The 24078-nt window shown below is 58.6% G+C and carries 17 protein-coding genes and 1 tRNA gene; 10 read left to right on the forward strand and 8 right to left on the reverse strand.

Annotation, left to right across the window (positions count from 1 at the left end; all coding sequences use genetic code 11):
- Positions 1 to 15: 15 nt before the first annotated feature.
- From BLU78_RS04330 to uvrC, 4 genes are all read right to left on the reverse strand, one after another.
- Complete coding sequence (locus BLU78_RS04330) at positions 16 to 3636, reverse strand: SusC/RagA family TonB-linked outer membrane protein (protein WP_010262906.1); 3621 nt, start codon at positions 3634 to 3636, stop codon at positions 16 to 18.
- Positions 3637 to 3670: 34 nt separating this feature from the next.
- Positions 3671 to 4681 (reverse strand): FecR family protein, encoded by a 1011-nt coding sequence (locus BLU78_RS04335; RefSeq protein WP_010262904.1) that lies wholly within the window; start codon positions 4679 to 4681, stop codon positions 3671 to 3673.
- Positions 4682 to 5117: 436 nt separating this feature from the next.
- Positions 5118 to 5201 (reverse strand) — tRNA-Leu (locus BLU78_RS04340).
- Between the two features lie 71 nt (positions 5202 to 5272).
- On the reverse strand, positions 5273 to 7096 hold the full coding sequence (uvrC, locus tag BLU78_RS04345; protein ID WP_010262901.1) for an excinuclease ABC subunit UvrC: 1824 nt from the start codon (positions 7094 to 7096) through the stop codon (positions 5273 to 5275).
- A 159-nt stretch (positions 7097 to 7255) separates the two neighbouring features.
- Between uvrC and BLU78_RS04350 the strand changes: the two genes are divergently transcribed.
- Positions 7256 to 8245, forward strand: coding sequence for a hypothetical protein (locus BLU78_RS04350; protein WP_010262898.1), 990 nt, complete (start codon positions 7256 to 7258; stop codon positions 8243 to 8245).
- Between the two features lie 13 nt (positions 8246 to 8258).
- A complete protein-coding gene (locus tag BLU78_RS04355; RefSeq protein WP_010262896.1) occupies positions 8259 to 9632 on the forward strand; it encodes a DUF5723 family protein in 1374 nt (457 codons plus the stop codon).
- Between the two features lie 82 nt (positions 9633 to 9714).
- Here the strand turns inward: BLU78_RS04355 and BLU78_RS04360 are convergent, their stop codons facing one another.
- A complete protein-coding gene (locus tag BLU78_RS04360; RefSeq protein WP_010262894.1) occupies positions 9715 to 10323 on the reverse strand; it encodes an NUDIX hydrolase in 609 nt (202 codons plus the stop codon).
- 48 nt (positions 10324 to 10371) lie between these two features.
- Between BLU78_RS04360 and dpp5 the strand changes: the two genes are divergently transcribed.
- From dpp5 to BLU78_RS04380, 5 genes are all read left to right on the forward strand, one after another.
- Positions 10372 to 12528, forward strand: coding sequence for a dipeptidyl-peptidase Dpp5 (dpp5, locus tag BLU78_RS04365; protein ID WP_010262891.1), 2157 nt, complete (start codon positions 10372 to 10374; stop codon positions 12526 to 12528).
- Between the two features lie 205 nt (positions 12529 to 12733).
- A complete protein-coding gene (locus BLU78_RS14085) occupies positions 12734 to 12895 on the forward strand; it encodes a hypothetical protein (RefSeq protein WP_010262889.1) in 162 nt (53 codons plus the stop codon).
- A gap of 18 nt (positions 12896 to 12913) precedes the next feature.
- Positions 12914 to 15295, forward strand: coding sequence for a PCMD domain-containing protein (locus BLU78_RS04370; RefSeq protein ID WP_010262886.1), 2382 nt, complete (start codon positions 12914 to 12916; stop codon positions 15293 to 15295).
- Positions 15296 to 15436: 141 nt separating this feature from the next.
- Positions 15437 to 16567, forward strand: a complete 1131-nt coding sequence (locus BLU78_RS04375; RefSeq protein WP_010262884.1) for a PCMD domain-containing protein — start codon at positions 15437 to 15439, stop codon at positions 16565 to 16567.
- Between the two features lie 23 nt (positions 16568 to 16590).
- Positions 16591 to 17379: a porin family protein gene (locus BLU78_RS04380; RefSeq protein ID WP_010262882.1), complete on the forward strand. Its 789-nt coding sequence runs from the start codon at positions 16591 to 16593 to the stop codon at positions 17377 to 17379.
- Between the two features lie 118 nt (positions 17380 to 17497).
- On the opposite strand, the gene BLU78_RS04385 is transcribed toward BLU78_RS04380, so the two are convergent.
- The 3 genes from BLU78_RS04385 to pssA are packed head-to-tail and all read right to left on the reverse strand — an operon-like array spanning position 17498 to position 21154.
- Positions 17498 to 18190 carry a transglycosylase SLT domain-containing protein gene (locus tag BLU78_RS04385; RefSeq protein WP_010262880.1) on the reverse strand — a complete coding sequence of 231 codons (693 nt, stop codon included), beginning with the start codon at positions 18188 to 18190 and terminating at the stop codon, positions 17498 to 17500.
- Positions 18191 to 18234: 44 nt separating this feature from the next.
- Positions 18235 to 20376, reverse strand: a complete 2142-nt coding sequence (locus tag BLU78_RS04390) for a putative porin (protein WP_026020739.1) — start codon at positions 20374 to 20376, stop codon at positions 18235 to 18237.
- 58 nt (positions 20377 to 20434) lie between these two features.
- On the reverse strand, positions 20435 to 21154 hold the full coding sequence (gene pssA, locus BLU78_RS04395) for a CDP-diacylglycerol--serine O-phosphatidyltransferase (protein WP_010262874.1): 720 nt from the start codon (positions 21152 to 21154) through the stop codon (positions 20435 to 20437).
- An 86-nt stretch (positions 21155 to 21240) separates the two neighbouring features.
- Between pssA and BLU78_RS04400 the strand changes: the two genes are divergently transcribed.
- From BLU78_RS04400 to BLU78_RS04410, 3 genes are all read left to right on the forward strand, one after another.
- The gene (locus BLU78_RS04400) at positions 21241 to 22314 is read left to right on the forward strand and encodes a mannose-1-phosphate guanylyltransferase (protein WP_026020738.1); all 1074 of its coding nucleotides are present in this window, start codon (positions 21241 to 21243) and stop codon (positions 22312 to 22314) included.
- Positions 22315 to 22395: 81 nt separating this feature from the next.
- On the forward strand, positions 22396 to 23643 hold the full coding sequence (locus BLU78_RS04405; RefSeq protein ID WP_010262866.1) for a UDP-N-acetylmuramoyl-tripeptide--D-alanyl-D-alanine ligase: 1248 nt from the start codon (positions 22396 to 22398) through the stop codon (positions 23641 to 23643).
- 92 nt (positions 23644 to 23735) lie between these two features.
- Positions 23736 to 24062, forward strand: a complete 327-nt coding sequence (locus BLU78_RS04410) for a nucleoside triphosphate pyrophosphohydrolase family protein (RefSeq protein ID WP_010262862.1) — start codon at positions 23736 to 23738, stop codon at positions 24060 to 24062.
- Positions 24063 to 24078: the final 16 nt, after the last annotated feature.

Below are 24078 nucleotides of genomic sequence, written 5' to 3' on the forward strand. Positions count from 1 at the left end.
TCGGTTCCTCCTGCTTTAAAAAGTGATCTTGATACTGCCGCCGATGGCGCGGGTTCCGGGCATCTGGGCGATCTCGAAGCCGGGAACGACCGACGAGCCGCGCATGAAGGCGCCCTCGGGGTCCCAGCCCGGGAAATCGGACCAGCAGAACAGGTCGCGTCCGTAGACCGAGAGCACGAGACCTTTGATGAAGCCTGTCTTGGAGAGCAGTTTCTTCGGGAATTCGTAGTCGAGGCGCAGCTCGCGCAGTTTGAGGAACTGCGTGCTGACGAAGTTCTGCTCGGCGTTCTGGAACGCGTAGGCCAGACCATAGTACTCGGTGATATCGGCCGTCTTGTGGGTGTTCTTCACATAGTTGCCGTCGGGCAGCTGGTTGACGCCGTCGAGCACCAATCCGTCATAACGCCCCGGAAGCGAGATCGTACCCTTACCGCGCGACCCCAGCAGGGCGTTGGAGTAGGAGTAGACATGTCCGCCGAACTGACCGTCGAAAGCCACCGAAAGGGTCAGTCCGTTCCATTTGACGCTCGTGCCGAAGCCGCCCTTCCAGTCGGGCATGCACTCGCCGATGCGCTGCAGGTCGTCGGAATACTGCGGATAACCGTTCTCGTCGATCACCAGCTGGCCGCTGACATCGGTCAGCGAGCCGTCCTTGCCCACGATGAACGATCCCTCGGGGGCGCGCTTGTAGCCCAGGCCGTACATCGTCGAAAGCGACTGTCCCTCGTAAGCCGTCATGTAGGCGTGCGACGAATAGGAAGCCACGATCCACGAATCGACGCCGTCGCCCAGTTCGAGCACCCGGTTGCGGTTGAGTGCCCAGTTCACATAGGCTTTCCACTGCACCTTCTTGGTCTTGACAAGCGTTCCGTTGAGCGAAACCTCCCAACCCCAGTTGCGGATGCGGCCCGTATTGCTGTAACGGCTGCCGACACCCGAAGCCTGGCTGACGGGCATGCTCACGATCTGGTTCTTCGACTCGTTGTCGTAGTAGGCGATGTCGAGGTTCAGGCGGCTCTGGAAGAGGCGGATATCGGCGCCGACCTCCCACGAGCTGACGATTTCGGGTTTGAGGTTCAGGTCGGCCGCCGTGCGGGGAATCTGGAAATTGCCTGCGAAATCCGACGAGGTGAGGTAGTTCGACGTGCGGTAAGGCTTCGTGTCGTTACCCACCTGCGCGAAGCTGCCGCGCAGTTTCACCAGGTTGACGACGTTGCGCGCCGAGCCGAAGTCGATCAGCTCGTTGAGCAGCACGCTGGCCGAAACCGACGGATAGAAATAGGAGTTGTTGCTGACGGGCAGCGTCGACGACCAGTCGTTGCGGCCCGTGATGTCGAGGTAGACGGCGTCGCGCCACGAAAGCGAAACGAGTCCATAGATGCTGTTGGTCTGACGCTCGTAGGAGTAGCTATCCGTTTTGATGCGGTTGACCGAGTTGGCCAGCGAATAGACGCCCGCCTGTTTGAGCTGCTCGGCAGTCTTCGAAGTCTGCACGAACGAGCGGTTGATGATGCTGCCGCCCAGATTGGCCGTGAGGTTGAACCCGGCCCCCAGTTTGCGGTCGTATTTCAGCAGGAAATCGGTCGAAAGCTGCAACGAAGAAAGTTCCTGCTCGCTGTACAGACCGTATTTCTGCGAATAGGAGCTTTTCGGATGACGGGTCGTGCGCAGGTCGCGCGAAAAGTCGATACCTCCGCGGAGCATCAGGTCGAGGCCCTTGTAGAGATGCAGGTTCAGCGCCGTATTGCCGTACATGCGGTCGCGGTCGAGCGTGTTGAGCTGCTCGTAGGCCACGAAATAGGGGTTGTTCTTGCCGCCCGAAAGGCCGGAATCCTGCTGGATATGCTCCTGACCGGGCAGCCAATACTGTTTGGCCCAGTCCATGTCGATATTGGGCGACATGCACCACAGCGAATACATGATCGAACTGGAACCGTAGCCCATCACCGGAAGGTTGTCGTCGTCCTTGCGGTAGTAGGTCAGCGACGTGTCCACCGAAAGCCAGCGGTTGACCTTGTTGTTGCTTTTGAGCGACAGCGATTGCTTGCTCCACGGCGAATTGGGAATGATCGACTCGCTGCGGTAATCGGTCACCGAAAAGCGGATCGCATTGTTCTTGTTGATCTTACCCGACACCGACAACGAGTTGGTCGCCGTCCAACCCGTCTGGAAGAAATTTTTGAACCAGTTGCCGTAGCTCACGAACGGCGTCTTGATACGCACGCCGTTCTCATCGACACCGATACCGCGGCTCGCGTCGTAATACTGGTAGTAGAGCGTTCCGTCCATCTTGGGGCCCCACGACGACACGTCGGTCGTATTGCTGCCCTCACCGTCGACCGGATCGCCGTAATGAAACCCATCGTTGCCCTTCGCCGAGCCCTGGCCGTAGACATACTGGAAATCGGGCGAGGAGTTGATCTGGTCTACGACGAAATTCGACGTGAAGGTCACCGAAACGGAGCCGTCCTGCCCTTCGCCGGATTTCGTCGTAATGATGATGGCGCCGTTGGCAGCCTCCGAACCGTAAAGGGCGGTCGCTGCGGGCCCCTTCAGCACCGTGATATTCTCGATGTCCTCGGGATTGACATCCCCCGTACCGTTGCCGTAGTCGATCGAATAGGCGGTGGATTCGCCCCCGGCCGCCGAGGTGTTGAACATCGGCACGCCGTCGATGACGAACAGCGCCCCGTTGTTGTTGAGGTCGATCGACGACTCGCCGCGCAGCGTCACGCGCATCGATCCGCCGCCGCCCGTATTAGCCTTGGCAACCGTAAGGCCCGCCACCTGTCCCGAAAGTCCCGACATCCAGTTGGACGACGAAGCCGACGACGAAAAGGCGTCGCTTTTGACCTTCGTGGCGGCATAACCCAGCGATTTCTCCTCGCGCTTCATACCCAGCGCCGTAACGACCACATCGTCGATGGCCTGCGCCGTGCTGACGAGCCTCACGTCGATCGTCGTCTTGCTGCCGACGTAGATGTCCTGCGTCTTGTAACCCAGGAAACTGAACGACAGCTGATCGCTGGGGCGCGCTTTGATACGGTACGAACCGTCACTTTCGGTGACGGCGCCCACGAGCGAACCTTTCACGATCACGCTGACGCCTGCGACAGGCTGTCCGGCATCGTCCTTAACGACACCCTGCACCAGTGCAGGGGTTGCCGAGGCGGTACTTTTCTGCTGGGGGGGGGTAACCTGACGTTCCACGCCGGCTGCCTGTCCGCCGACCGTCCCGGCAGCTTCGGGCTCCTGCGCCTGCGAGGCGGATTTGCCCGCATTTTTGCGTTTGATCAGGATTTTATCCTCCCGAAACTCGTAAGTAAGATCGCTTCCGGCAAAAATCTTCGCCAGCACGTCGGGAACCGGAACCTGCTTCACGGAAAGCGTGACCGGAGCGGCTTTGCCCACCAGTTCGTTGTTGAAGAAGAACGTGTAGTAGGTCTGGGCCTCGATCTTTTTCAGAACCGTAGCCAGCGGCGCCCGTTCGACGGTAAGCGTTACGGTCGCGGGTTTCTCCCCGGCTTCGGAAGCATGGGCGATGCCTGCGACTGCCAGGAACATCGCTGCAAGTCCGCACGCCAGCCAGCGTTGCAGGGTCGTGCAACGACCTTCGGATTTGTTAAAATTGCTCATTCACTTAATGTTTAGGTAGTTAAAAATTCATTCTCTATTTTCGTTTCGCCCTCGAAAGGAAATACTCCCCGTCGATATTGGTGATGGAAAGTCTTACGGGAGAGGTTTCGGAGATCATCCGGAGGGCCTCCGGCAGCGTTTCCCGGTCCACCATGCCCGTATACTGCAGGTTGGCGATCTCTTCGTGAATGTTGATCCTCACCTGATAATAGCGCGAAAGCTTGTTGGCCACATCTTTCAACGGATGCCCCGAGAAGATCAGCCGCCCCTCGATCCAGCCGATCGAATCGTCGATATGCACCGCCCGTTTGGTGATCGTATTGGCCGTCGCGTCGATCTGCAGCTCCTCGTTAGGATCGAGAATGATCACGTCCTTCTTGATCTGCGCCTGCAGACAGCCCGTATGGAGCGTCACCACGGCGAACTTCTCCCGGGCATAGGATTGCAGGTTGAACGAGGTCCCGAGCACCGTATAATTGTTGTTGGCGCTGTGGATGATGAACGGACAGCTCTTGTCGGGCGCAATGGTGAAGAACGCCTCGCCGTCGAACTCGATCTCGCGTGTCGCCTTTCCGAATTTCAGGTCCACGGTCAGCGTCGCCTCGGAATTCATGCAGACCTTCGAACCGTCGGGCAGCACGATGTCGAGTTTCTCGCCGCGCGCCGTACGATATTCCAACGGCTGTGCAGCCGCGGTCTCCACGCCGCTCCCGGTATCGGGGAGCGCAGGAGTGCGCTGCCAGAACCAGACGGCGCAAACACCCACCGCCACCGCAGCAGCAACAGCGACGTAACGCCTGAACAACCTCCGACGCGTATTTACTCCCTCGGGAACGGCGAACAGGATTTTGTTGCGGGCGGCGAACCGCGCCCACTCCCGCTCCGCCTTGGCCGATACGGGATGCTCCCGACCGGCGAGGCACTCCCTGAAATAAGCCCGGTGTTCATCGGACTCTTCCAGCCATTCCGCCAACATACCGGCCTCCTCCCTGTTTAAGGTATTGCTCCGGTATGAATTGATCAGTCTGTCTATCTCCTTCTGCATAACTTACACAAAACAGATTTTTTCTTTGCTTTCACTGAGTAGACACACCATTTGCGAATACCGACCCCCGAAAATCGAAATTCGCACGATATTTTTTTCGGACAGAACTATCCGATCCCTGCATCCTATGAAAAAGCCCTCCGGAAATTGGGTATCCAACTTCCGGAGGGCGATGCAATTATCATGGAATGTTTTATTCGGTACGCTTAGGTTCGACGGGCGGCAAGGGCTCGAACCCGCCCCGGGTCTGCACCGAGGGCGTTACACCGGAAAGCAATAGTCCGGCACTTGCGGTTTTTGAGCCGATATGCACATTCGCCATGTTCGGTTTGACGCCACAAAGAGAATAATCAACAATGCATTTCCTGAATCGCCTGAGACCAGATCGGGCACAGGAATAAAAAAACGCCGCCTGATTGATCAGGCGGCGTTCCGGTACCCGGAGCCGGGGTCGAACCGGCACGACATTGCTGTCATTGGTGTTTGAGACCAACGCGTCTACCGATTCCGCCATCCGGGCATATATCCGCATTACGCGGCGAATCGGGAGGGCAAAGATACGCGATTTTCGCAACTTTTCAAAAAATCACCCTACTTTTCGAAAAAAGTCCTGATTTTTTTCGCTTTCGCCGGTCCCACCAACGCCGAAAGTTCTTCGATATTGGCTGCGCGAACCTTCTCCACCGTGCGGAAATGGCGCAGCAGGGTTTGAACGGTCTTGTCCCCGACCCCTTCGATCTGCTCCAGTTCGCTGTGGATAAACGCCTTGCTGCGTTTCTGGCGGTGGAAGGTGATGGCGAAACGGTGCACCTCCTCCTGAATCTGCGACAAGAAGTGGAAAAGCGGCGAAGTGGGACGGATGCCGACCAGCAGCGGCGGAAACCCGCAGAGCAGTTCGGCCGTGCGGTGGCGGTCGTCCTTGGCCAGTCCGGCAATGGGTATGTCCAGCCCGAGATGCTCCAGCACCTCGTGGATCACCCCCATCTGCCCTTTTCCGCCGTCGGCGATGACGAGGTCGGGCAGTGCGGCCCCCTCGGCCATCAGGCGCGTATAACGCCGGAAAACGACCTCGCGCATCGAAGCGTAGTCGTCGGGCCCCTCCACGGTTTTGATATTGAAATGGCGGTACTCCCTGCGCGACGGCTTTCCGTCCCGGAACACCACGCACGAAGCCACGGGATGAGCCCCCTGCAGGTTGGAGTTGTCGAAACACTCGATATGCCGCGGCTGCCGGTCGAGGCGCAGCTCTTTCTGCAGGGCATTCATCAACCGGTCGGTATAGCGTTCGGGATTCTTTATTTCGAGGTTTTTCAACTGCTCGGCGCGGTAGATGCGGGCGCTTTTCTGCGAAAATTCCAGCAGTTCGAACTTTTCGCCCCGCTTCGGCACCGTGAAGGTCACGCCGTCGAACAGCAGGGTCGTCGAGGGCAGAAACGGCACGATCACCTCGCGGGCCAGTTCGCCCCCGGCGATATGCTCGACGATGTGCTGGATGGCCAGCGTCAGCATGTCGCGCTCGTCGCCCCCGACGCCCGTCGAGAGTTTCACCGTCGAGACGCCCACGATCGAACCGTGGCGGATGCGCACGAAATTACAGTAGGCCACGTCGTCGTCCGGCAACAGCGAAAAGACGTCTACGTCAACAATCTTCGCACTGACTATGACCGATTTGCCCGCATAGTTATCGAGTGCGTCGAGCCGCTGCTTGTAACGTTGGGCCAGTTCGAATTTCAGTTCCGCGGCCGCCCGCGCCATCTCCCCCTCGAGGTATTGCCGCACGGGCCGCAGGTCGCCTTTGAGCACAGAAACGACCATCTCCAATAACCGGCCGTACTCCTCTTCGGACTGCTGCCCGATGCAGGGTCCCTTACAGTTTCCGAGGTGGTATTGCAGGCAGACCGTGTATTTGCCCTTGGCGATCAGCTCCGGAGCGAGGTTGAGCTTGCAGGTGCGCAGCGGCACCACCTCGCGGATGAAGTCGAGAACGCTGTGCTGCATCATCACCGAACCGTAGGGCCCGAAATACTGCGAACCGTCGCGGGAGAGGATGCGCGTGGACTGCACCCGGGGAAAATGCTCCTTGCGGACCACGATCCACGGATAGGTCTTGTCGTCCTTCAGCAAGATGTTGTAGCGGGGCTGAAGGGTCTTTATCAGCGAGTTTTCGAGCAGCAGGGCGTCCGTCTCGCTGTCCACGACGATGTGACGGATCGCGGCGATCTGCTTCACCAGCACGCGCACCTTGGCGCTGTGCTCCTTCGACTGTACGAAATAGGACGACACGCGTTTGCGCAGGCTTTTGGCCTTGCCCACGTAGATAACAGTTCCCGAGCGGTCCACAAACTGGTAAACGCCCGGCGACAACGGCAGCAGGGCGACCTGCTCCCGGAGGCTGATGTTCTCGGTTCCGCCCATACGTTCGGCAAATGTAGCAATTTTTCGGCAAAATCCGCCGCCGGACGTTTCAGGCCAACGGGAAGAGCCTGAACATATTAAAAAAAGTCCGATATTTTGTTTTATTCGTCGGAACACCCTATATTTGTAGCACCATCATTTTGAACATAATCCAAGCCTATGAGAAATTTTTTTCTACTACTCCTGACCGGCGCACTCTTCACCGCGTGCATCGATAAGGACTACGATCTCGAAAACATCGACACCGACAACGTCACCATCGGCGGCGACGAGTCGAAATTCGAGATTCCGCTGGCCAGGGTGCTCGTCACCCTGGAGGACATTGCCAACGGCGATGTCAATATCCAGGAACTCTGCGGGAAAGCCGACAAATGGCTCCCCTCGAAGCTGCCCGGGAACACCGACTATGTCGACCTCACCCAACTCTCCCGGAATTCTTACACCGACGGGCTTTTCGACGCCCTGATCGCCGAAATGCAGTCGACCCCGGCCAAACTCGACGAGGTAACCAACATGATCTGGACTGATTACCGCGATGAGTTCGCCTCCATCCTCGGCGTTCCGGCCAATGACGCGTACGAAACGCCGTTTAAGGAAGCTTTCAAACTGGCGGTCCGCAACACCGAGCAACAGGTTCTCAACGAGGTCAAATCGCAGTTCAGCGGCTATCTGACGGAAGACCTGAACGTGGAGCCCATCGACTACAACATCGGCCGCGTGGACATCAGCGACGACGTGGTGGACATGATCGCCGACAATCTCGATCCCGAAGGATCCGGCAGTTCGAAAAATTCGCTCTACCTCGCCGGGGAGATCACCAGCAAACTGCCCATATCCCTGCACCTCGAGCCCGAACTGAAATCCGTATCCGAGGACGGCTCTCCCGCCGCGACGATCCTGAAATTCGACGTCAAAGTCGACGCCACGCAGGAGACCAACGAAATCAAAGATTCCGAGGATACCCGGCTTTATGCCGAGAGCCTGCGGCAGTTGCTCAACAATGCCGCGATCAACATTCCGGTAACGCTCGAGAAGTACTATCCGGGCAAAGGTTTCGAAACGGGCACCACGCCCGAGGGCAAGGCCAATCCCCAAATCGAAATCAACCTGCACCTCATCAAAAACGGAGGCCTGAAACTCGACATCTAAACAGCACCATCGCATGAAAAAACTATACACCCTCATCGCGGCGGCGCTCCTTGCGACCGGCGCCGCTGCGCAGAATCCCTCGGCTTATTTCATGGAGGGTTCGACTTTCCGATCGCAGTTCAACCCCGCTTTCGCGCCGCTGCGCGGCTATGTGAACATCCCCGTACTGGGCGGCGTGGATATCAACGTAAGCGGCAACCTCGCCCTCGACAACGTCCTTTACCCCCGCAACGGCAAGCTGGTGACGCTGCTCGACGGCTCCGTATCGGCGAACGAAGCGCTGGGAAACCTCAAAGCCAATAACCTGCTGGGGATCGGCTCCCGTATCAACGTCATCGGATTCGGCGCTTTCACCAAGAATCACAAGAATTTCTGGTCGTTCGACCTCAACCTGCGGGTCAACGAGGACACCAACCTGCCCCGTTCGCTCTTCGAGTTCATCAAACTCGGCCAGGAGGGCAACATCAACGGTTTCGGAGCCTCGGCGAGTGCCTATGCCGAAGCGGCTTTCAGCTACTCGTTCCCGCTGATGAACGACCGGCTCTATGTCGGCGTGCGGGGTAAATTCCTCGCGGGACTGGCCCGGGCAAACGTCAACTACGACCGTTTCAACGTCTCGCTCCAAAAGGACCGCTGGTACGTCGACACGCAGGGTTCGATCGACATCACCGCCGGCGGAGCCGAGGTCGACGTGAATCCCGAGACCGGCATTTTCGAACCGGGCGATATCGACATCAAACCCACCAAACCCGCCGGATACGGCTTTGCCGTAGACCTGGGCGCCACGTACGACATCCTGCCCAACCTGCAGGCATCGCTGGCCGTGACCGACCTGGGCTTCATCAGTTGGAGCAAGAAAAACAGCGTCGCCGGCGTATCGACCCAAACGCTGGAATTCTCGGGCGTAACGGTGCCGGACGACGGTTCGGACCCCACGCCGGATTTCGACTTCGAGATGCTGAAATTCCGACCGACCGACGCCAAAAGCGCCTCGAAGATGCTGCGCGCGTCGCTCAACGCCGGACTCGAGTACGAGGTGTGGCGCCACAAAATCGGCATCGGCCTGCTCTACACAGCCCGCTTCTGGGAGTACAAGACCCTGCACAACATCACCGGATCGGTCAATTTCCACCCCGTGCGCTGGTTCACGCTCACGGGCAGCTACTCGGTGATCGACAACCGCGGCGGAGCCGTAGGCCTGGCCCTGAACCTCTGCCCGAGCTGGATCAACTTCTTCATCGCCACCGATGTGGTGACAGCCAAGCATACGCCGCAGTGGATACCCGTCAAACAAAGCATGATGAACGTCACGCTCGGACTGGGCGTGCCCATCGGCAAGCGCAGCCACCGCATCCCGGCCTACGTCTGGAAGCAGGACAAGCGCTAAATCCCGTCCCGCAACAAAATACGCCCCGGAAACCGACATCGAGTTCCGGGGCGTATTGCAAAATGCAAGCATCAGCCGTCTCCTAAATCCCGCCTCTCAGGCAGGCGAGAACCGTCCTGACGGTCGGATAACATTCGGCGGAACGGGCCGCGGCCTCCTCCGGGGAGCACCACGCCACGGCGTCGATCCCCTCTTCGGTCTGGGGGGTCAGGGCAGCGCAGGCGGGAGTGTAAAGCTCGTACCACCGGGTGCGCTTCAGCTCCCAGCGCGCGGTTTTCGGGAAATAATAGGCGTGCAAGGTTTCGCACAGCGGGCGCACGACCTCGGCCGCCACGCCGGTCTCCTCGCAGACCTCCCGCGCGGCGCATTCCTCGATGCGCTCGCCGCACTCCAGATGCCCTTTGGGCAGGTCCCAGCGGCCGTTGCGGTGAATCATCAGCCACTCCCCGCAGCCGTTCACCACGACGCCGCCCGCCGCTTCGACGGGCGTGAACTCCGCCGCGAACGCCGCGAACACCGCGTCGGGATCGGCCGCCACGACGGCCACGCTATTGTGCGATTCGAGAAAATTCAGTATCTTGTCCCGTGATACGCCGCCGTCAGCATCCGCTGCAACGGCGTACCACGCCCCTCCGGGGGTTTCGGCCGTGAATAGCACGGCCTTGTCGGCGAAATAGACGGTACGGTTCATGTTCGAAAAGATTTGACGACAAAATTACGAATAAATAAGGGAACCTCAATGAAAATGAAAAAACTTATCCTGATGATGGCTATTGCAGCTGTGGGACTGGGCGGATGCGAAAAGCGTCCGGAGCCCCTGAAGATCGACAATGCGCTGACGGCCGGGGAGATCGCCGCCGGGCGTCTCACTCCCGAGGTGATGTGGAAGATGAGCCGCGCGGGCGCGTCGTCGCTCTCGCCCGACGGAAAAACGCTGTTGTACCAGCAGACCGATTATAACATGGCCGAAAACCGCGGCGTGACGACGATCTGGACCGAGGACCTGGCGTCGAAAGCCGTAACGCGCCTGACCGATTACACGTCGAACAATGTCTCGCCGAAATGGAGCGCCGACGGGCTGCAAATCTATTTTCTTTCGGACCGCGGCGGTTCGATGCAGGTGTGGCGGATGAACGCCTCGGGCGGCGACGCGACGCAGATCACGGGCAACGGCGACGGCGAGGGCGTTCCCGACGTGGAGGGCTTCGGCGTGAGCCCCGACGGAAAACACATCTGGTGGGTGCAGACCGTGCAGACGGCCGACCGCCGTTCGTCGGACATCTACAAGGACATGGACAAATCGAAGGCCCGCATCTACGACGACCTGATGGCCCGCCACTGGGACTACTGGGACGAAGGCGAATACCGCCATATCTTCGTCGGCGAGCTGGGCAAGGGGCTCGTGACGGGCGGCAAGGACATCATGCCCGACGCACAGTGGGACGCCCCGCTGGCCCCCTATTTCGACATGGCCGAGATCGCCTGGAACAACGCCGGCGACAAGCTGGCCTACACCTGCAAACCGCTGACGGGCACCGAATACGCCGTGTCGACCGATTCGGACATCTTCGTCTACGACCTTGCGACGGGCGAAACGAAGAATATCTGCAAACCGCTCACGGGCAAACCCGCCGCGGAAGGCGAGGCCTGCCTCGACCTGGCCGAGATGGTCGGCTACGACAAATACCCCGTCTGGTCGCCCGACGATTCGAAAATCGCCTTCCTCTCGCAGCGCCGTCCGGGCAACGAGGCGGACAAGACGCGGCTGTTCCTCTACGACTGCCACACCGCCGAAATGCAGGACCTTACCGCCGATTTCGACTACAACGCCATGAACGTCGTCTGGGAGGGCGACGACATGCTCTACTTCATCGCCCCGATCGAGGCCACGCACCAGATCTGCCGCGTCTCGCCGTCGGTCGGCGAGGTGGAGGTCGTCACCCGCGGCGACCACGACATCAACGCCTTTACGATGGCCTCGGGCCGGATCGCCGCCGAGATGTGCACGATCTCGATGGCCACGGAGTTTTTCGAGGTGAACCCTGCGGACGGTACGCTGACCCAGATATCAGCCGTCAACAAGCCCGTTTATGACCATATTAAAATGGGCGAGGTGCAGAAACGCTGGGTGAAGACCACCGACGGCAAGCAGATGCTCACGTGGGTCATCCTGCCGCCCGATTTCGACGCCTCGAAGAAATACCCCGTGCTGCTCTACTGCCAGGGCGGTCCGCAGAGCGTCGTTTCGCAGTTCTGGAGCTACCGCTGGAACTTCCAGCTGATGGCCGCGCAGGGCTACGTCGTCGTGGCTCCCAACCGCCGCGGCCTGCCCTCGTTCGGTCAGGAGTGGCTCGACCAGATCTCGGGCGACTACTCGGGACAGAACATCCGCGACTACCTCTCGGCCATCGACGACGTGGCCCGCGAACCGTGGGCCGACCGCGACCGCATGGGCTGCGTGGGCGCCTCGTACGGCGGCTACTCGGTCTACTTCCTCGCCGGATGCCACGAGAAGCGCTTCAAAGCCTTCATCGCCCACTGCGGCATCTTCGACTTCGACTCGATGTACGGCGAGACCGAAGAGCTGTTCTTTGTCAACAACGATTACGGAGGCCCCTACTGGGACACGAAAAACGCCACGGCACAGCGGTCCTACGCCAATTCGCCGCACAAGTTCGTCACGAAATGGGACACCCCGATCCTGATCATCACCGGCGAGAAGGACTTCCGCATTCCCTACACGCAGTCGCTCGAAGCCTTCACGGCTGCCCGCGTACGGGGCATCCCGGCGCGGCTCGTGGAGTTCGAGAACGAGGCGCACCAGGTCTTCAAACCCCAGAACTCGCTGGTCTGGAACCGCGAATTTTTCGGCTGGCTCGACAAATACGTGAAATAACAGGCCAAAACGCTCACAGACAGGCCGTCCGGAAATCCGGGCGGCCTTTTTAATACACATTTCCGCCCTTTGCCATATCCTTTCAGCCCCGACGCCATTATTCAAATCGGCCTCTTCATGGGGAACATCCACCGGTTCGTTGAATTTATTTTCATCTGGAACTCCCCTGCTCTATTTTTGCTTCCGACGATTAAAATATTTGACTATGAAGAGAGTATCCACCACTGAGGAGGGGAAATCGCGCTATGTCGCACCCCTGCTCGAACAAATCGACGTGCAGATCGAGAAAGGATTTGCCGACTCCTACCCCGGCGGCGGCGTAGAGCCCCTGAGCTCCGTCTGGAGGAATTACGAAGATCCCGAATAACGAACAAAACGACAAACCATGAAAACGATTTACCAGGCAATTTCGATCGTTCTCGTCGCCTTGTTCGCAAGCTGCAACAGCGACGAGACCAACGCCCCGGCAACGCCCGGCGGCATGACCCCTGTCCGATTCCAGGCCGCAGTCGACACCGACGACAAGACCCGCGCCAACATCGACGTGGACGGAGACCGGTTCACCGGAACGTGGGAAGAGGGGGATGCCATGGGCGTGCTCTATTCCGTCCCCGGAAGCTCCGCATTCTCGGAACCCGGGCGGTTCGTCTACAACGACAACGCATTCGCTTTCGAGGGCGAGCTCCCCACCGCGACCGGCGAGTGGCAGTACATGGCCTTCTACCCCCATGCAGCGGTCAGCGGAAACACGGCCAGCATTCCCTTCGGAAACCTGCGGAGCCAAAAAGGCAGTGAGTTCAACTGTGCATCGGACGCCCTCGTGGCCGAAATGCTCGGATTCAGCAATGCCAAGCAAGGTGAAACCGACGAAGGCGAACCGGTGAAATTCCGCCTCAACCGCCTCACCTCGATCCTCAACCTGTCGGTACAGGGAGGAGCAGGCGCCGGCGACGCGGTCCGCCACATCCTGCTGACATCGGAGAACAACGGGCAGCCGCTCTCGGCCCAAAGCATCGACTTCGACATTTCGACGCTGGGAGCGGACGTCGCCCTCAACGCCGGGGCACGGTCGAACGTCATCGCTCTGGGCTTCGACCCCGGAACGGCTCCCGCAGCCGACGCGTTCGAAGCTTATTTCAACATCCTGCCCGGCAACTACGACCGCCTCACGTTCGACGTCATCACCGAAGCGAAACAAATCGGCACGGTCACCGTCACCCGCGACGATCCCGAGCGGAAATTCGCAGCCGGAATGCTCTACCGGAAAGAGGCCGCCGACATCACGTTCCGACCGGCCGAAGCGCCTTCGCTCAACTGGCCGGACCGCGAACTGAACGACGTGCACGAGATCACGGTGGACGGGAACGAAATCCTGACCTACTCTGCGGCGATCACGATCGACGCCCCGGCAGGCATCGCAGGGCTTCGTATCGAGGTCACTTCGGAATTTCTCAACGTCATGATGGGTATAACCGGCATGGATATCTTCAATGACGAGGCCATTCAGTCCAACATCGGAGAGCTTCCGTTCTCCGAGCTCGAACTGGCCTGCACGACGCAGGTGCAGTACAAGAAATCCACGGTGTTCGACATCACCCGGCTCCTGCCGATGATCCTCATGGGCAGTGCGGAAAACAGCCTGCACGTCTTCGAAGTCCATGTGACCGACCTTGCCGGGCAGGAGACCGTGCAACCGCTGACCTTTAAGGTCCCGGAGTCGGCTCCGGCCCCCGCCGAAGTGGTTTACAACAACGACGCCGATCTCTGGACCAATACGGCCACGCTGACCGTCAGCAATGCGGCCCTGGCGGCATCCGTCTTGGAATACCGGGCCGTCGGCGACGAGGGGTGGCAAACGGCCTCCCTGACCGCCAACGAAGACGGCACGCTCACGGCGACGATCGCCCCCACATGGACCCCGGTACAGAACGGAGCGGGACAGACCGTGCAGGCAGTCGATTCGAAAACGGGCGTTTTCGCCCAAAAGGAGTATCAATACCAATTGCTGGTCAACGAAACCAAAGCAGCCGAAGGGACCTTTACGCCGGCCAACAACTCGGGCGACGCAATCCCCGTTTTGGCCACCGACCTGAGCTGTTTTACAACAGACAACACGGCCGCAGCTTTCTGGGGCAGCGGAAACAACTCGATGGCATCGAAACTCTGCACTTTCAGCAGCCCCTATGCTTATATGCAGGCCAACGAGATTATCGGCATATTGGCCCCCGGCAATCTTTTCACGGGAACATTCACGTTCGTCAAACAAGGTTTTCTCGGCGCGACCTCTTACGGAACGGTCGGATTCGGGCAAAAATATACCTATACGGCGCGTCCGACAGCCCTTCAACTGAATTACAAAGCTTCATTCGGGTCTAAGATATGCACTAAATACACCCATGAAAATGAACTTAAGGAGGGTGACCACGACCAGGCAAGCGTTATGGTGTGCATCATCAACTGGGATGCGCGTCACAGCGTAACCTCGGGCAACAACGGAGCTCCGACAGGAAGCTGGGACCCGGAATCCCTGACCGGATTGTCCGACGCCGAAAAAGCGGGTCTGATCGCTTACGGAGCCGCTTATCCGGATCAGGATGCAGCCAACGACACACTGCTGACCATCCCGCTCAATTATTATGACAAGGATGCGGGAATCCCGACCGGCAACTACACAATCATCATCTCCTGTTCGAGCAGCCGTTACGGGGATTATCTGAACGGAAGCAAAAATTCATTCTACGTGAAGGATTTCCAATGGGTCTATTGATCCCGCCGGAAAAACCCGAACCGCGGACACAGCCTCCCTGGCTCAGTGACAACAATCGCGGGATAGGATGAAAATACCTGATTTTCTGCGAAATGGCCCTACCTTTGTACCGAATATAGTTCACTTCCAAGTTGAAACGATATGAAATTGAAAATTTTCACAATCTCCCTGCTGCTTGCCGGCGCAGCCTGCGTCTCGTGTATCCGGGAAGAAGCGCTGAATACGGAAGCCGACATCGAAAGCTGCACGCTTGCAGGCGACGTGCTGAACCGGGACCCGGTCATCGAAAATGAGAAAGTCACCCTCTACCTGAAAAAAACAGCGGACCTGTCCGATCTCGCCCCGGAATTCACGCTGACGCCCGGCGCCACGATCTCACCCGCAAGCGGCACGAAACTCGATTTCTCGTCGCCGCAGTACTATGAGGTGATCTCCGAGGACGGCCGATGGAAAAAGCGGTACAAGGTCGAAGCCACGACCTCCTACAACATACCCACCCTCTTCCAGTTCGAGAAGGTGCGCACGACGAAAACGGCCAAAGGCGAATACCAGATTTTCTACGAAACGGACAATTCGGGAAAAGAGACGATCGTATGGGCCAGCGGAAACTCAGGCTATGCGCTGACCGGAGCCGGAAGCGGCGCCGACACCTACCCGACCTACCAGTCGAATATCGGCTATCGGAACAAATGCCTGGCGCTGACGACCCGCAAAACCGGCAAATACGGCGCAGACATGAACATGCCCATTGCAGCCGGCAACCTTTTCCTCGGCACGTTCGAGGTCTTGAACGCCCTCACCAATCCGCTGAAAGCGACGAAATTCGGAATCCCGACCGACGCGGTCCCGAGCAGGATACAGGGATATTACAAATACAAAGCGGGTGAAACGTTCTACGAGCTGGACAAATCGAGGCCGGACAAACTGAAACCGGTACCGGACAAGACGGATATTTTCAACATCTACGCCGTGTTCTACGAAAGTACGGAGGATATGAAGACCCTCGACGGCACGAACGCCCTCGCGGAAGACAACCCGAACATCTTCGCTGTCGCACGGATCACCGATGCGAAAGAGACGGACGAGTGGACGGAGTTCGATCTCCCGTTCGTTTTCCGCGCGGGAAAGACGGTGGACCCGGTCAAACTCAGCGAAGGTAAGTACAGCCTGGCCATCGTATTCTCATCGAGTATCGACGGCGACCGTTTTTCAGGCGCACCCGGCAGTACGCTCTGCGTGGACGAAGTGACGATGGAGTACAGAGACGAATAAACCCCGAAACGAAGAAATTGAACATGAAAAAATATGCTATCGCGGTCGTTCTGCTGGTCGTCTCGGTCTGCGCCGCAACCCGTACATACGCACAGGAGGACCGTTCGGACGGAATTATCCGTTCGCTGCTCCTCGGACTGGAATATGAAGTGAAAGCGGGCGTCAGCATCGGAGGCACCTCGCCGCTTCCGCTGCCCCAGGAAATCCGCAAAATCGAGGGTTACTCGCCGACGTTCTGTTTTTCGATCGAGGGCGATGTCATCAAGTGGTTCGGGGAGAAGCAGCGCTGGGGATTCCTGTTCGGCCTGCGCCTGGAGACGAAAGGCATGCAGACCAAGGCCCAGACGAAAAATTACAGCATGGAGATTTTCGGCGACGGCGGCGAACGCATCAAGGGCAACTGGACCGGCATGGTCAAGACCAAATACCGGAGCACGTTCGTTTCGATCCCGCTGGTGGCGGCCTACAAGGTCAACAACCGGCTGCGGCTCAATGCGGGTCCCTACGTGTCGTTCAAAACGAGCGGGGATTTCTCGGGGCACGTCTACGACGGCTACCTGCGCGAAAACAACCCCACGGGAAACAAGGTGCAGTTCGAAGGCGACCGGATCGCGCTGTACGACTTCTCAGACAACCTCCGCACGGTGCAATACGGCGTACAGGCCGGCGTGAACTGGAAAGCCTTCCGGCACCTGACCGTCTCGGGCGACCTGATGTGGGGACTGAACAATATTTTCAAGAAGGACTTCGAAACCATCTCCTTCAACATGTATCCCATCTACCTGAACATCGGGTTCGGATACGCTTTCTGAGACGCCGTCCAGCAATCTGCCGGCACGGACCGAAGGCAACGCAACCGCCCTCCCTGCACGGCACAAAAAAAGCAGAATCCGGAAACGGGTTCTGCTTTTACTATACACCTGCCTGCGGTTACCTCCCGGCAACGCGGCAGTATCGGTCGTAGCGTCCTATCACGTCGTTCACATAGGCAAGCGTCTGCCGGCTGCCGGTGAAACGTCCGCATTTGACCACTTCGCTCTCGTAATACGCGGGGTCGGCCTTCAGGCTGAGGTAACGCGCCACGACCTCCCACGAGTTGGGGTTCTCCCCGTTCAGCTTCGCCAGACGCCGCGCATCGCTCACATGGCCAATGCCGCTGTTGTACGATGCCAGGACGATGCTCATCCGGTCCTTCTCGGAGATGCCCTCGGGAAGACGGAGCGTCGACATGATCTTCGACAGCAGCTTGTTGGCCAGCCAGACGTTGGTCTCCGGATTGGAGACCTCCGTCACGGGAACGTCGAACTGACGTGCCACCGAAGGCATGATCTGCATCAGCCCGCGGGCCCCGCTGCGCGAGGTGATGTCGGGCGTGAAACGCGATTCGTGGTAGGCGATGGCGCTCATCAGCCGCCAGTCGTGCCCCTCCTGTTCGCTGATGTTGCGGATCAGGTTGTCGTAAGCCGAGATGAGGTAGCTGCCCTCGGGGAGCAGCGAATAGTCCATCACGGTCTCGTCGTTCAGCGCGCTGTTCGTCGCGGGCGCGCTGAACTGCGCGTTGAAGCCGTAAAAAGTAGTCAGAATGGTTAAGAACGCAAACGTTAATACGGTCTTTTTTAACATAAAAGGTTGTTTTGCGGGCAGCTTACACCGCGCAGAACAGCACGCTAATCATAGAATCCCCACGAGATACCGATTTTGAACATGCCCGGATTCAGCGGATAACGAGCCGCCGAGAAATACTCTCCGTTACCGAACAGTCCCTTGTTCACATGCTGATATTTCAAAAATATCCGCATTCTCTTCCACTTTGCCATTGCGAAAGCGTCCACGTAGGGATAATTCCCCACTTCGACCTCCCGTTGGTTGTAATACACCGACAGTGCCGGATTGTAACCGGGCGCATAATACCGTGTATTATAGCGTCCGTCCAGACCGATCTGCAGGCGCAGCACATCGCGCACGACCCAGAACTCGTAGTAATACGAAAGGAAGGCGCTCAAAAGCGGAACGGGTACAACATCTTGATCCGTACTCCACTGCAACAATACCCTGTTGTCCAAATGAAGTCCGCCTAAGCGGAAATCTTTGCGAGCATACACACTCGTGAGGCTGACGTTTCCACTATGCTGGGCGACGTTGCTGTCCGACGCGTAGTAAATCTTGTCGGAGACGACTCCCTGCCATGCCCCCGCTTCGAAAGCGTAGTCGGGGACCGAAAACTTGACCTCGAACCGAGTTTCATTCTCCTTGTTCAAAGGAGTGTTCCATATATAATGGTTCGAGAATAGATTCTCCTGCCAGTAGTTCGGCGAACGGCGGTCCATCGTGAACCGTCCTTCGAGAATCAGGGGGTGTCCGCGGAGGTACCCTTTCAGCGCGAGGTGCGCGCCGATCGAAAGGTCTCCGCCTCTGTATCCCGACGGGTAGAATTTGAGATTTCCGTCCCAGTCGACATATTTCTTTATCTTTCCGCTGACGGAGCCGTAAAAGAAGTAACTCGTCTTGTTGACCTTCGTATACTTCCCCGTCAGGTAATCTTTCAGTTCGAACTGCGAGTAGGTGTGCATGTCGATGCCGACGCCGGCGTCGAGCGTTCCGACCACCCCGTTGCGGTCCCAGGGCTGCGCCTGCACGAAAAAGCGGTTCGAGACGACCCGTTCGTAGATCGAGTCGCGCGTCTCCACGGGATTGATGTACCAGTTGTCGTAGTAGTTGCCCTCGGCCGAGACGTAATTGCCGTTCTCGTCGCGGTGGTCGCGCTCGTTGGTATAGGGCTCGTTCCGGTCGGTGTAGACCTTACTCCACGAACTGTACTCGAACGAGTGGCCCACGTAGACCGCCGAGAGGTTGGCCATCGAGAAATCGTGCTCGGTAAGCCGCTGCAGCGGAATGCCGTAAGACTGCGTGACGAAGAAGGCGTTGTTGCGGTAGACATTCTTCGCCTCGGCGTCCGCCAGCCGCATCGGCACGCCCGAAGGCATCTCGAAAACGGTGTCCGCAATGGCCCAGTTGCCGACCACGCCGCCGTTTTCCTGCTGCTCGATGTGGTTGTTGTAGTAACCCGCGTGCACCGAATAGCGTTTTCCGGTATGGTTGACGGCCACCGCGAGGTTGTGGTTCTTGGTCCGCGACCAGACATACTGCCCGCGCGTGCCCCGCGCCTTGTAGTCGACGTTGAAACCCGTCGTCGGCGAGACGTTCTGGGCGTGCATGATGTTGAAATTCTCCTCGCGGAAACGCTTCTGCCCCGACTCGGCGTAACTCATGCGGATTATCGGCTTCTTCGTGTTGTAGAAAGCCACGTTCTCCATATTGTAGGTGTACGCGTAGTAGGGACTCGCAAAACTGAAGTCAAAGAACTGAGGCCGCCGGAAGTAGTTCAGCGGCAGCGACGTCTGCCCCAGGGCTCCCTGGGCGATGTCGCCCACCTCCTCCCGATAGAACGGATAGTCGATCCGGTAATCGGTCAGCGTGGTGTCCAAAGGCCCGATCTCGACGCGGTTGAAATCGCGGCTCACGTGCCATTTGAAATTGTTCAGCGCACGTATCGAGTCATTGAACAGATAGGACTCCAACGGCTTGCGGATCTTCCGCTCCTTTTTGGTCGTATCCTGCGGCTGCTGTTCCCCCTCCTCGCCTTCGGGCTGTTCGAAAGGGTTGTTGCCGTAGAGGTTCCCCGACTGGCCGTTTTGCTGGGCGCGCTGCAGGGTCTTCGCATCGAAGCCCTGGGAATGCACTGCCTGAGGCACTGCAAAAAGCAGACCGAGCAGGAACACCAGCAATATGCGATTCGAAAAACCCGACATATTCAGCCAAAGAGCGGAAATCCGCGGCAAAGTTAATTAAAAAATTTTAAATACCCAACTATTCGGCTTTCTCACAGCCGCTTACCCGGCAGGCAAGCCCCCGGGCGAGTGAAATCAGAATGTAAAGCACGATGATCAGCGGCACGGCGTACCCGCGCAAAACAACGGCCATCACGGCGCTGACGAGAATGAACGTATAGCGCAAACCGTTTCCTTTCCAGCCGAAGCCGTGGAATTTGAGGGCGAACATCCGCACGTTCGAGATCATCAGCAGCCCCACGACCACGGCTACGGCCAGTACCGTCTCGCGGTGTAGCGTCAGTCCGTAACATTCGGCCAGCAGGCCGAGCGAGGCGCAGAGCATCGCCGCGGCCGGCGAAGGAAGCCCGCAGAACTCGCTTCGCTGCGTGTCGTCGATGTTGAATTTCGCCAACCGCAGCGCCGCAAAGGCCGTGAAGGCGAAAACAACGAGCCCGAGGTTCCCCTCCGGCAGCCATACACCCGGCATCCGCTGGTAAAGGACATACATCACGGCGGCGGGCAGGAACCCGAAGGTGATGTCGTCTGCCAGCGAATCCAACTGTAGCCCGATGGGCGAACTCTGGTTGAGCAGGCGCGCCACGAAGCCGTCGAAAAAGTCGAACACGGCAGCCAGGACCATCAGTCCGAAAGCCAGCGTCAGGTTGCCCCAGACCAACGCGGCGACCGCCGCAACCGAACCGCAAAGCAGGTTCGAGAGGGTCAGCAGGTTGGGTATGGTGAAGAATTTGATTTTCATTGCCGGGCCGAAAATTAATTTTCCAATAGGCGGCAAAGTTACTAAAATATTTTTATCTTTGTCGAACTTAACTCCATATAATAACTATGGCAAGCAATAAATATTGTGTCATCATGGCGGGCGGCATCGGATCGCGTTTCTGGCCCAAAAGCCGGCAGTCGATGCCCAAACAGTTCCTCGATATCCTGGGGACGGGAAAATCCTTCATCCGCCACACCTACGAACGCTTTGCAAAAATGGTTCCCGCCGAGAATTTCCTGGTGGTTACCAACCTCAAATACAAAGACCTGGTGCTGGAGCACCTCCCGGAGATCGGCGAGAAGCAGGTGTTGTGCGAACCCGTGGGGCGCAACACCGCCCCGTGCATCGCCTACGCGGCCTACACGCTGATGAAGCAGAATCCCGACGCCGAGATGATCGTCACCCCGGCGGACCACCTGATTCTCAACGAAGACGACTTCCGGGCCATCATCGCCGAATGCCTCGAATTCGCCGCCGACCGCGGCGTGCTGATGACCGTGGGCATCAAACCCACGCGCCCCGATACGGGCTACGGCTACATCCAGGTCTCGGACAGCCAGCCCATCAGCAAGGTCAAATGCTTCACCGAGAAGCCCGACCTCGAACTGGCGCAGGTTTTCCTGCAGTCGGGCGAGTTCTATTGGAACTCGGGCATCTTCGTATGGACGGTGCGCGCGATCGTCGAGGCTTTCGAAAAATACCTCCCAGAGCACCACTCGCTGTTCAGCGGCGTGATGCGCGCCATCGGCACCGAAGCCGAGCGCAACGTGCTGGAGATCGCCTACTCGGAGTGCCGCGCCATTTCGATCGACTACGGCATCATGGAGAAGGCCGACAACGTCTATGTCCGCTGCGGGGAGTTCGGCTGGAGCGATGTCGGGACGTGGGGTTCGGTCTACCAGCATTCGCGCAAGGACCGCTATGCCAACGCCATCCCCGAAAAGGGATGCTACCTCTACGACACGCGCTCATCGATCGTCTCGCTTCCGAAAAACAAGATCGCCGTCATCAGCGGCCTGAAGGAGTATATCATCGTCGACACGGACGACGTGCTGATGATCTGCCCCCGCGCCGAGGAGCAAAACATCAAAAAATTTATCGACGAAGTGAAATTCAACAACGGCGACAAGCATATCTGATCCCGGATCGGATATGCCGTCGTCGCACCACCCATCCCCGGAGGCGGTCTGCGACCGTCCTCCATTTATTTTTCACCCGCCATGAGCGAACTTTACGACCTCTTCCTGAAACACCCCCGCATCTCGACCGACACCCGGAAGATCGAGCCCGATTCGATCTTCTTCGCCCTGCGGGGCGCCAACTTCGACGGCAACCGCTTCGTCGCGGAAGCGCTCAAAAAGGGTGCCGCCTACGCCGTCACCGACGATGCCGGAACCGCTGCGGCAGACGAACGCATCCGCTATGCGGAAGATACGCTGCAAGCCCTTCAGGAGTTGGCCCGGGAACACCGCCGGGCGCTGGGCATCCCGATCCTCGCCATCTCGGGCAGCAGCGGCAAGACCACCACGAAGGAGCTCGTCAGCCGCGTGCTGGCCGAACGGTTCGCCGTCTATGCCACGCGCGGCAACCTCAACAACCACATCGGCGTTCCGCTGACGCTGCTCTCGATGACCCGCGACACGGAGTTCGGGGTGGTGGAGATGGGCGCGAGCGCCCGCGGCGAACTGGCCCTGCTGAGCTCCATTGCCGAACCCAACTACGGCATCCTGACCAATATCGGACTGGCTCACCTCGAGGGCTTCGGGGGCCCCGAAGGGATTCGCCGGGGCAAGGGCGAACTGTTCGATTTCCTCGCCGCAAACGGCGGCCGCGCTTTTGTACCGTCCGACGACCAAGTGCTGACGGATATGGCCTCCGAACGCGATTCGTTAGCCACGGAATATTACCCCGTTTCATTGGCCGATGGCATGGAGAACCACCTCGAAGGGGCCTACAACCGCTATAATATCGCCGCCGCGGCAGCCGTGGGGCGCTATTTCGACATCCCCGACGAACGCATCCGCCACGCCGTCGCAGGCTACGTCCCCGACAACAACCGCTCGCAGCGCACCGAAACGACCCGCAACACGCTCATCATCGACTGCTACAACGCCAATCCGCTGAGCATGCGGTTGGTCATTGAGAGTTTCCTCGCCGAGCCGCTCGGCAAGCGGCAGCGCCGGGTGCTGATCCTGGGCGACATGCTCGAACTGGGCGAATGGTCGGCCCACGAACACACGGCAATCATCCGCCAGGCGGCGCAGGCCCCCGATGCAGAGCTGCTGCTCGTCGGCGGGGAATTTGCGAACGCCTATGCCTCGCTCCCCGAAAAACCGGCCCGCACGACCCTCTGCCCCACGCGCGACGAACTGCTCTCGCTGCTGGAGCTCTCCCCCGTCGAGAACGCCCTCGTGCTGCTCAAAGGCTCGCACGGCATCGGGCTGGAGAAGGCGATCCCCGAACTCTGAACACCCGCCCCGGACAATCGCCGGGGCTTTTTACTGCGTATTTCGAAATTATTTTGTTATTTTTGTCTGTTGTAAACCTTCAAATCAAAGCTATGACACTCAACGAATACCAGCAGCACGCCCTCGAAACGGCGATCTACCCCGACGAGCGCCGCATCATCTACCCCACGCTCGGACTCACGGGCGAAGCGGGCGAAGTCGCCGACAAGGTCAAAAAAGTGATCCGCGACGGACACGAGGAGTTCACCCCCGAAAAGAAACTCGAGATCGTCAAGGAGATCGGCGACGTGCTGTGGTACTGCGCCACGCTCGCCCGCGACCTGGGCTACGAACTCGACGACGTGGCGCAGATGAACGTCGACAAACTCCGTTCGCGCATGCAGCGCAACCACATCACGGGCAGCGGCGACAACCGGTAATCTTTCGGCAGTGCCG

Origin of the sequence: Alistipes timonensis JC136 (assembly GCF_900107675.1) — a bacterium.
GTDB lineage: Bacteria > Bacteroidota > Bacteroidia > Bacteroidales > Rikenellaceae > Alistipes > Alistipes timonensis.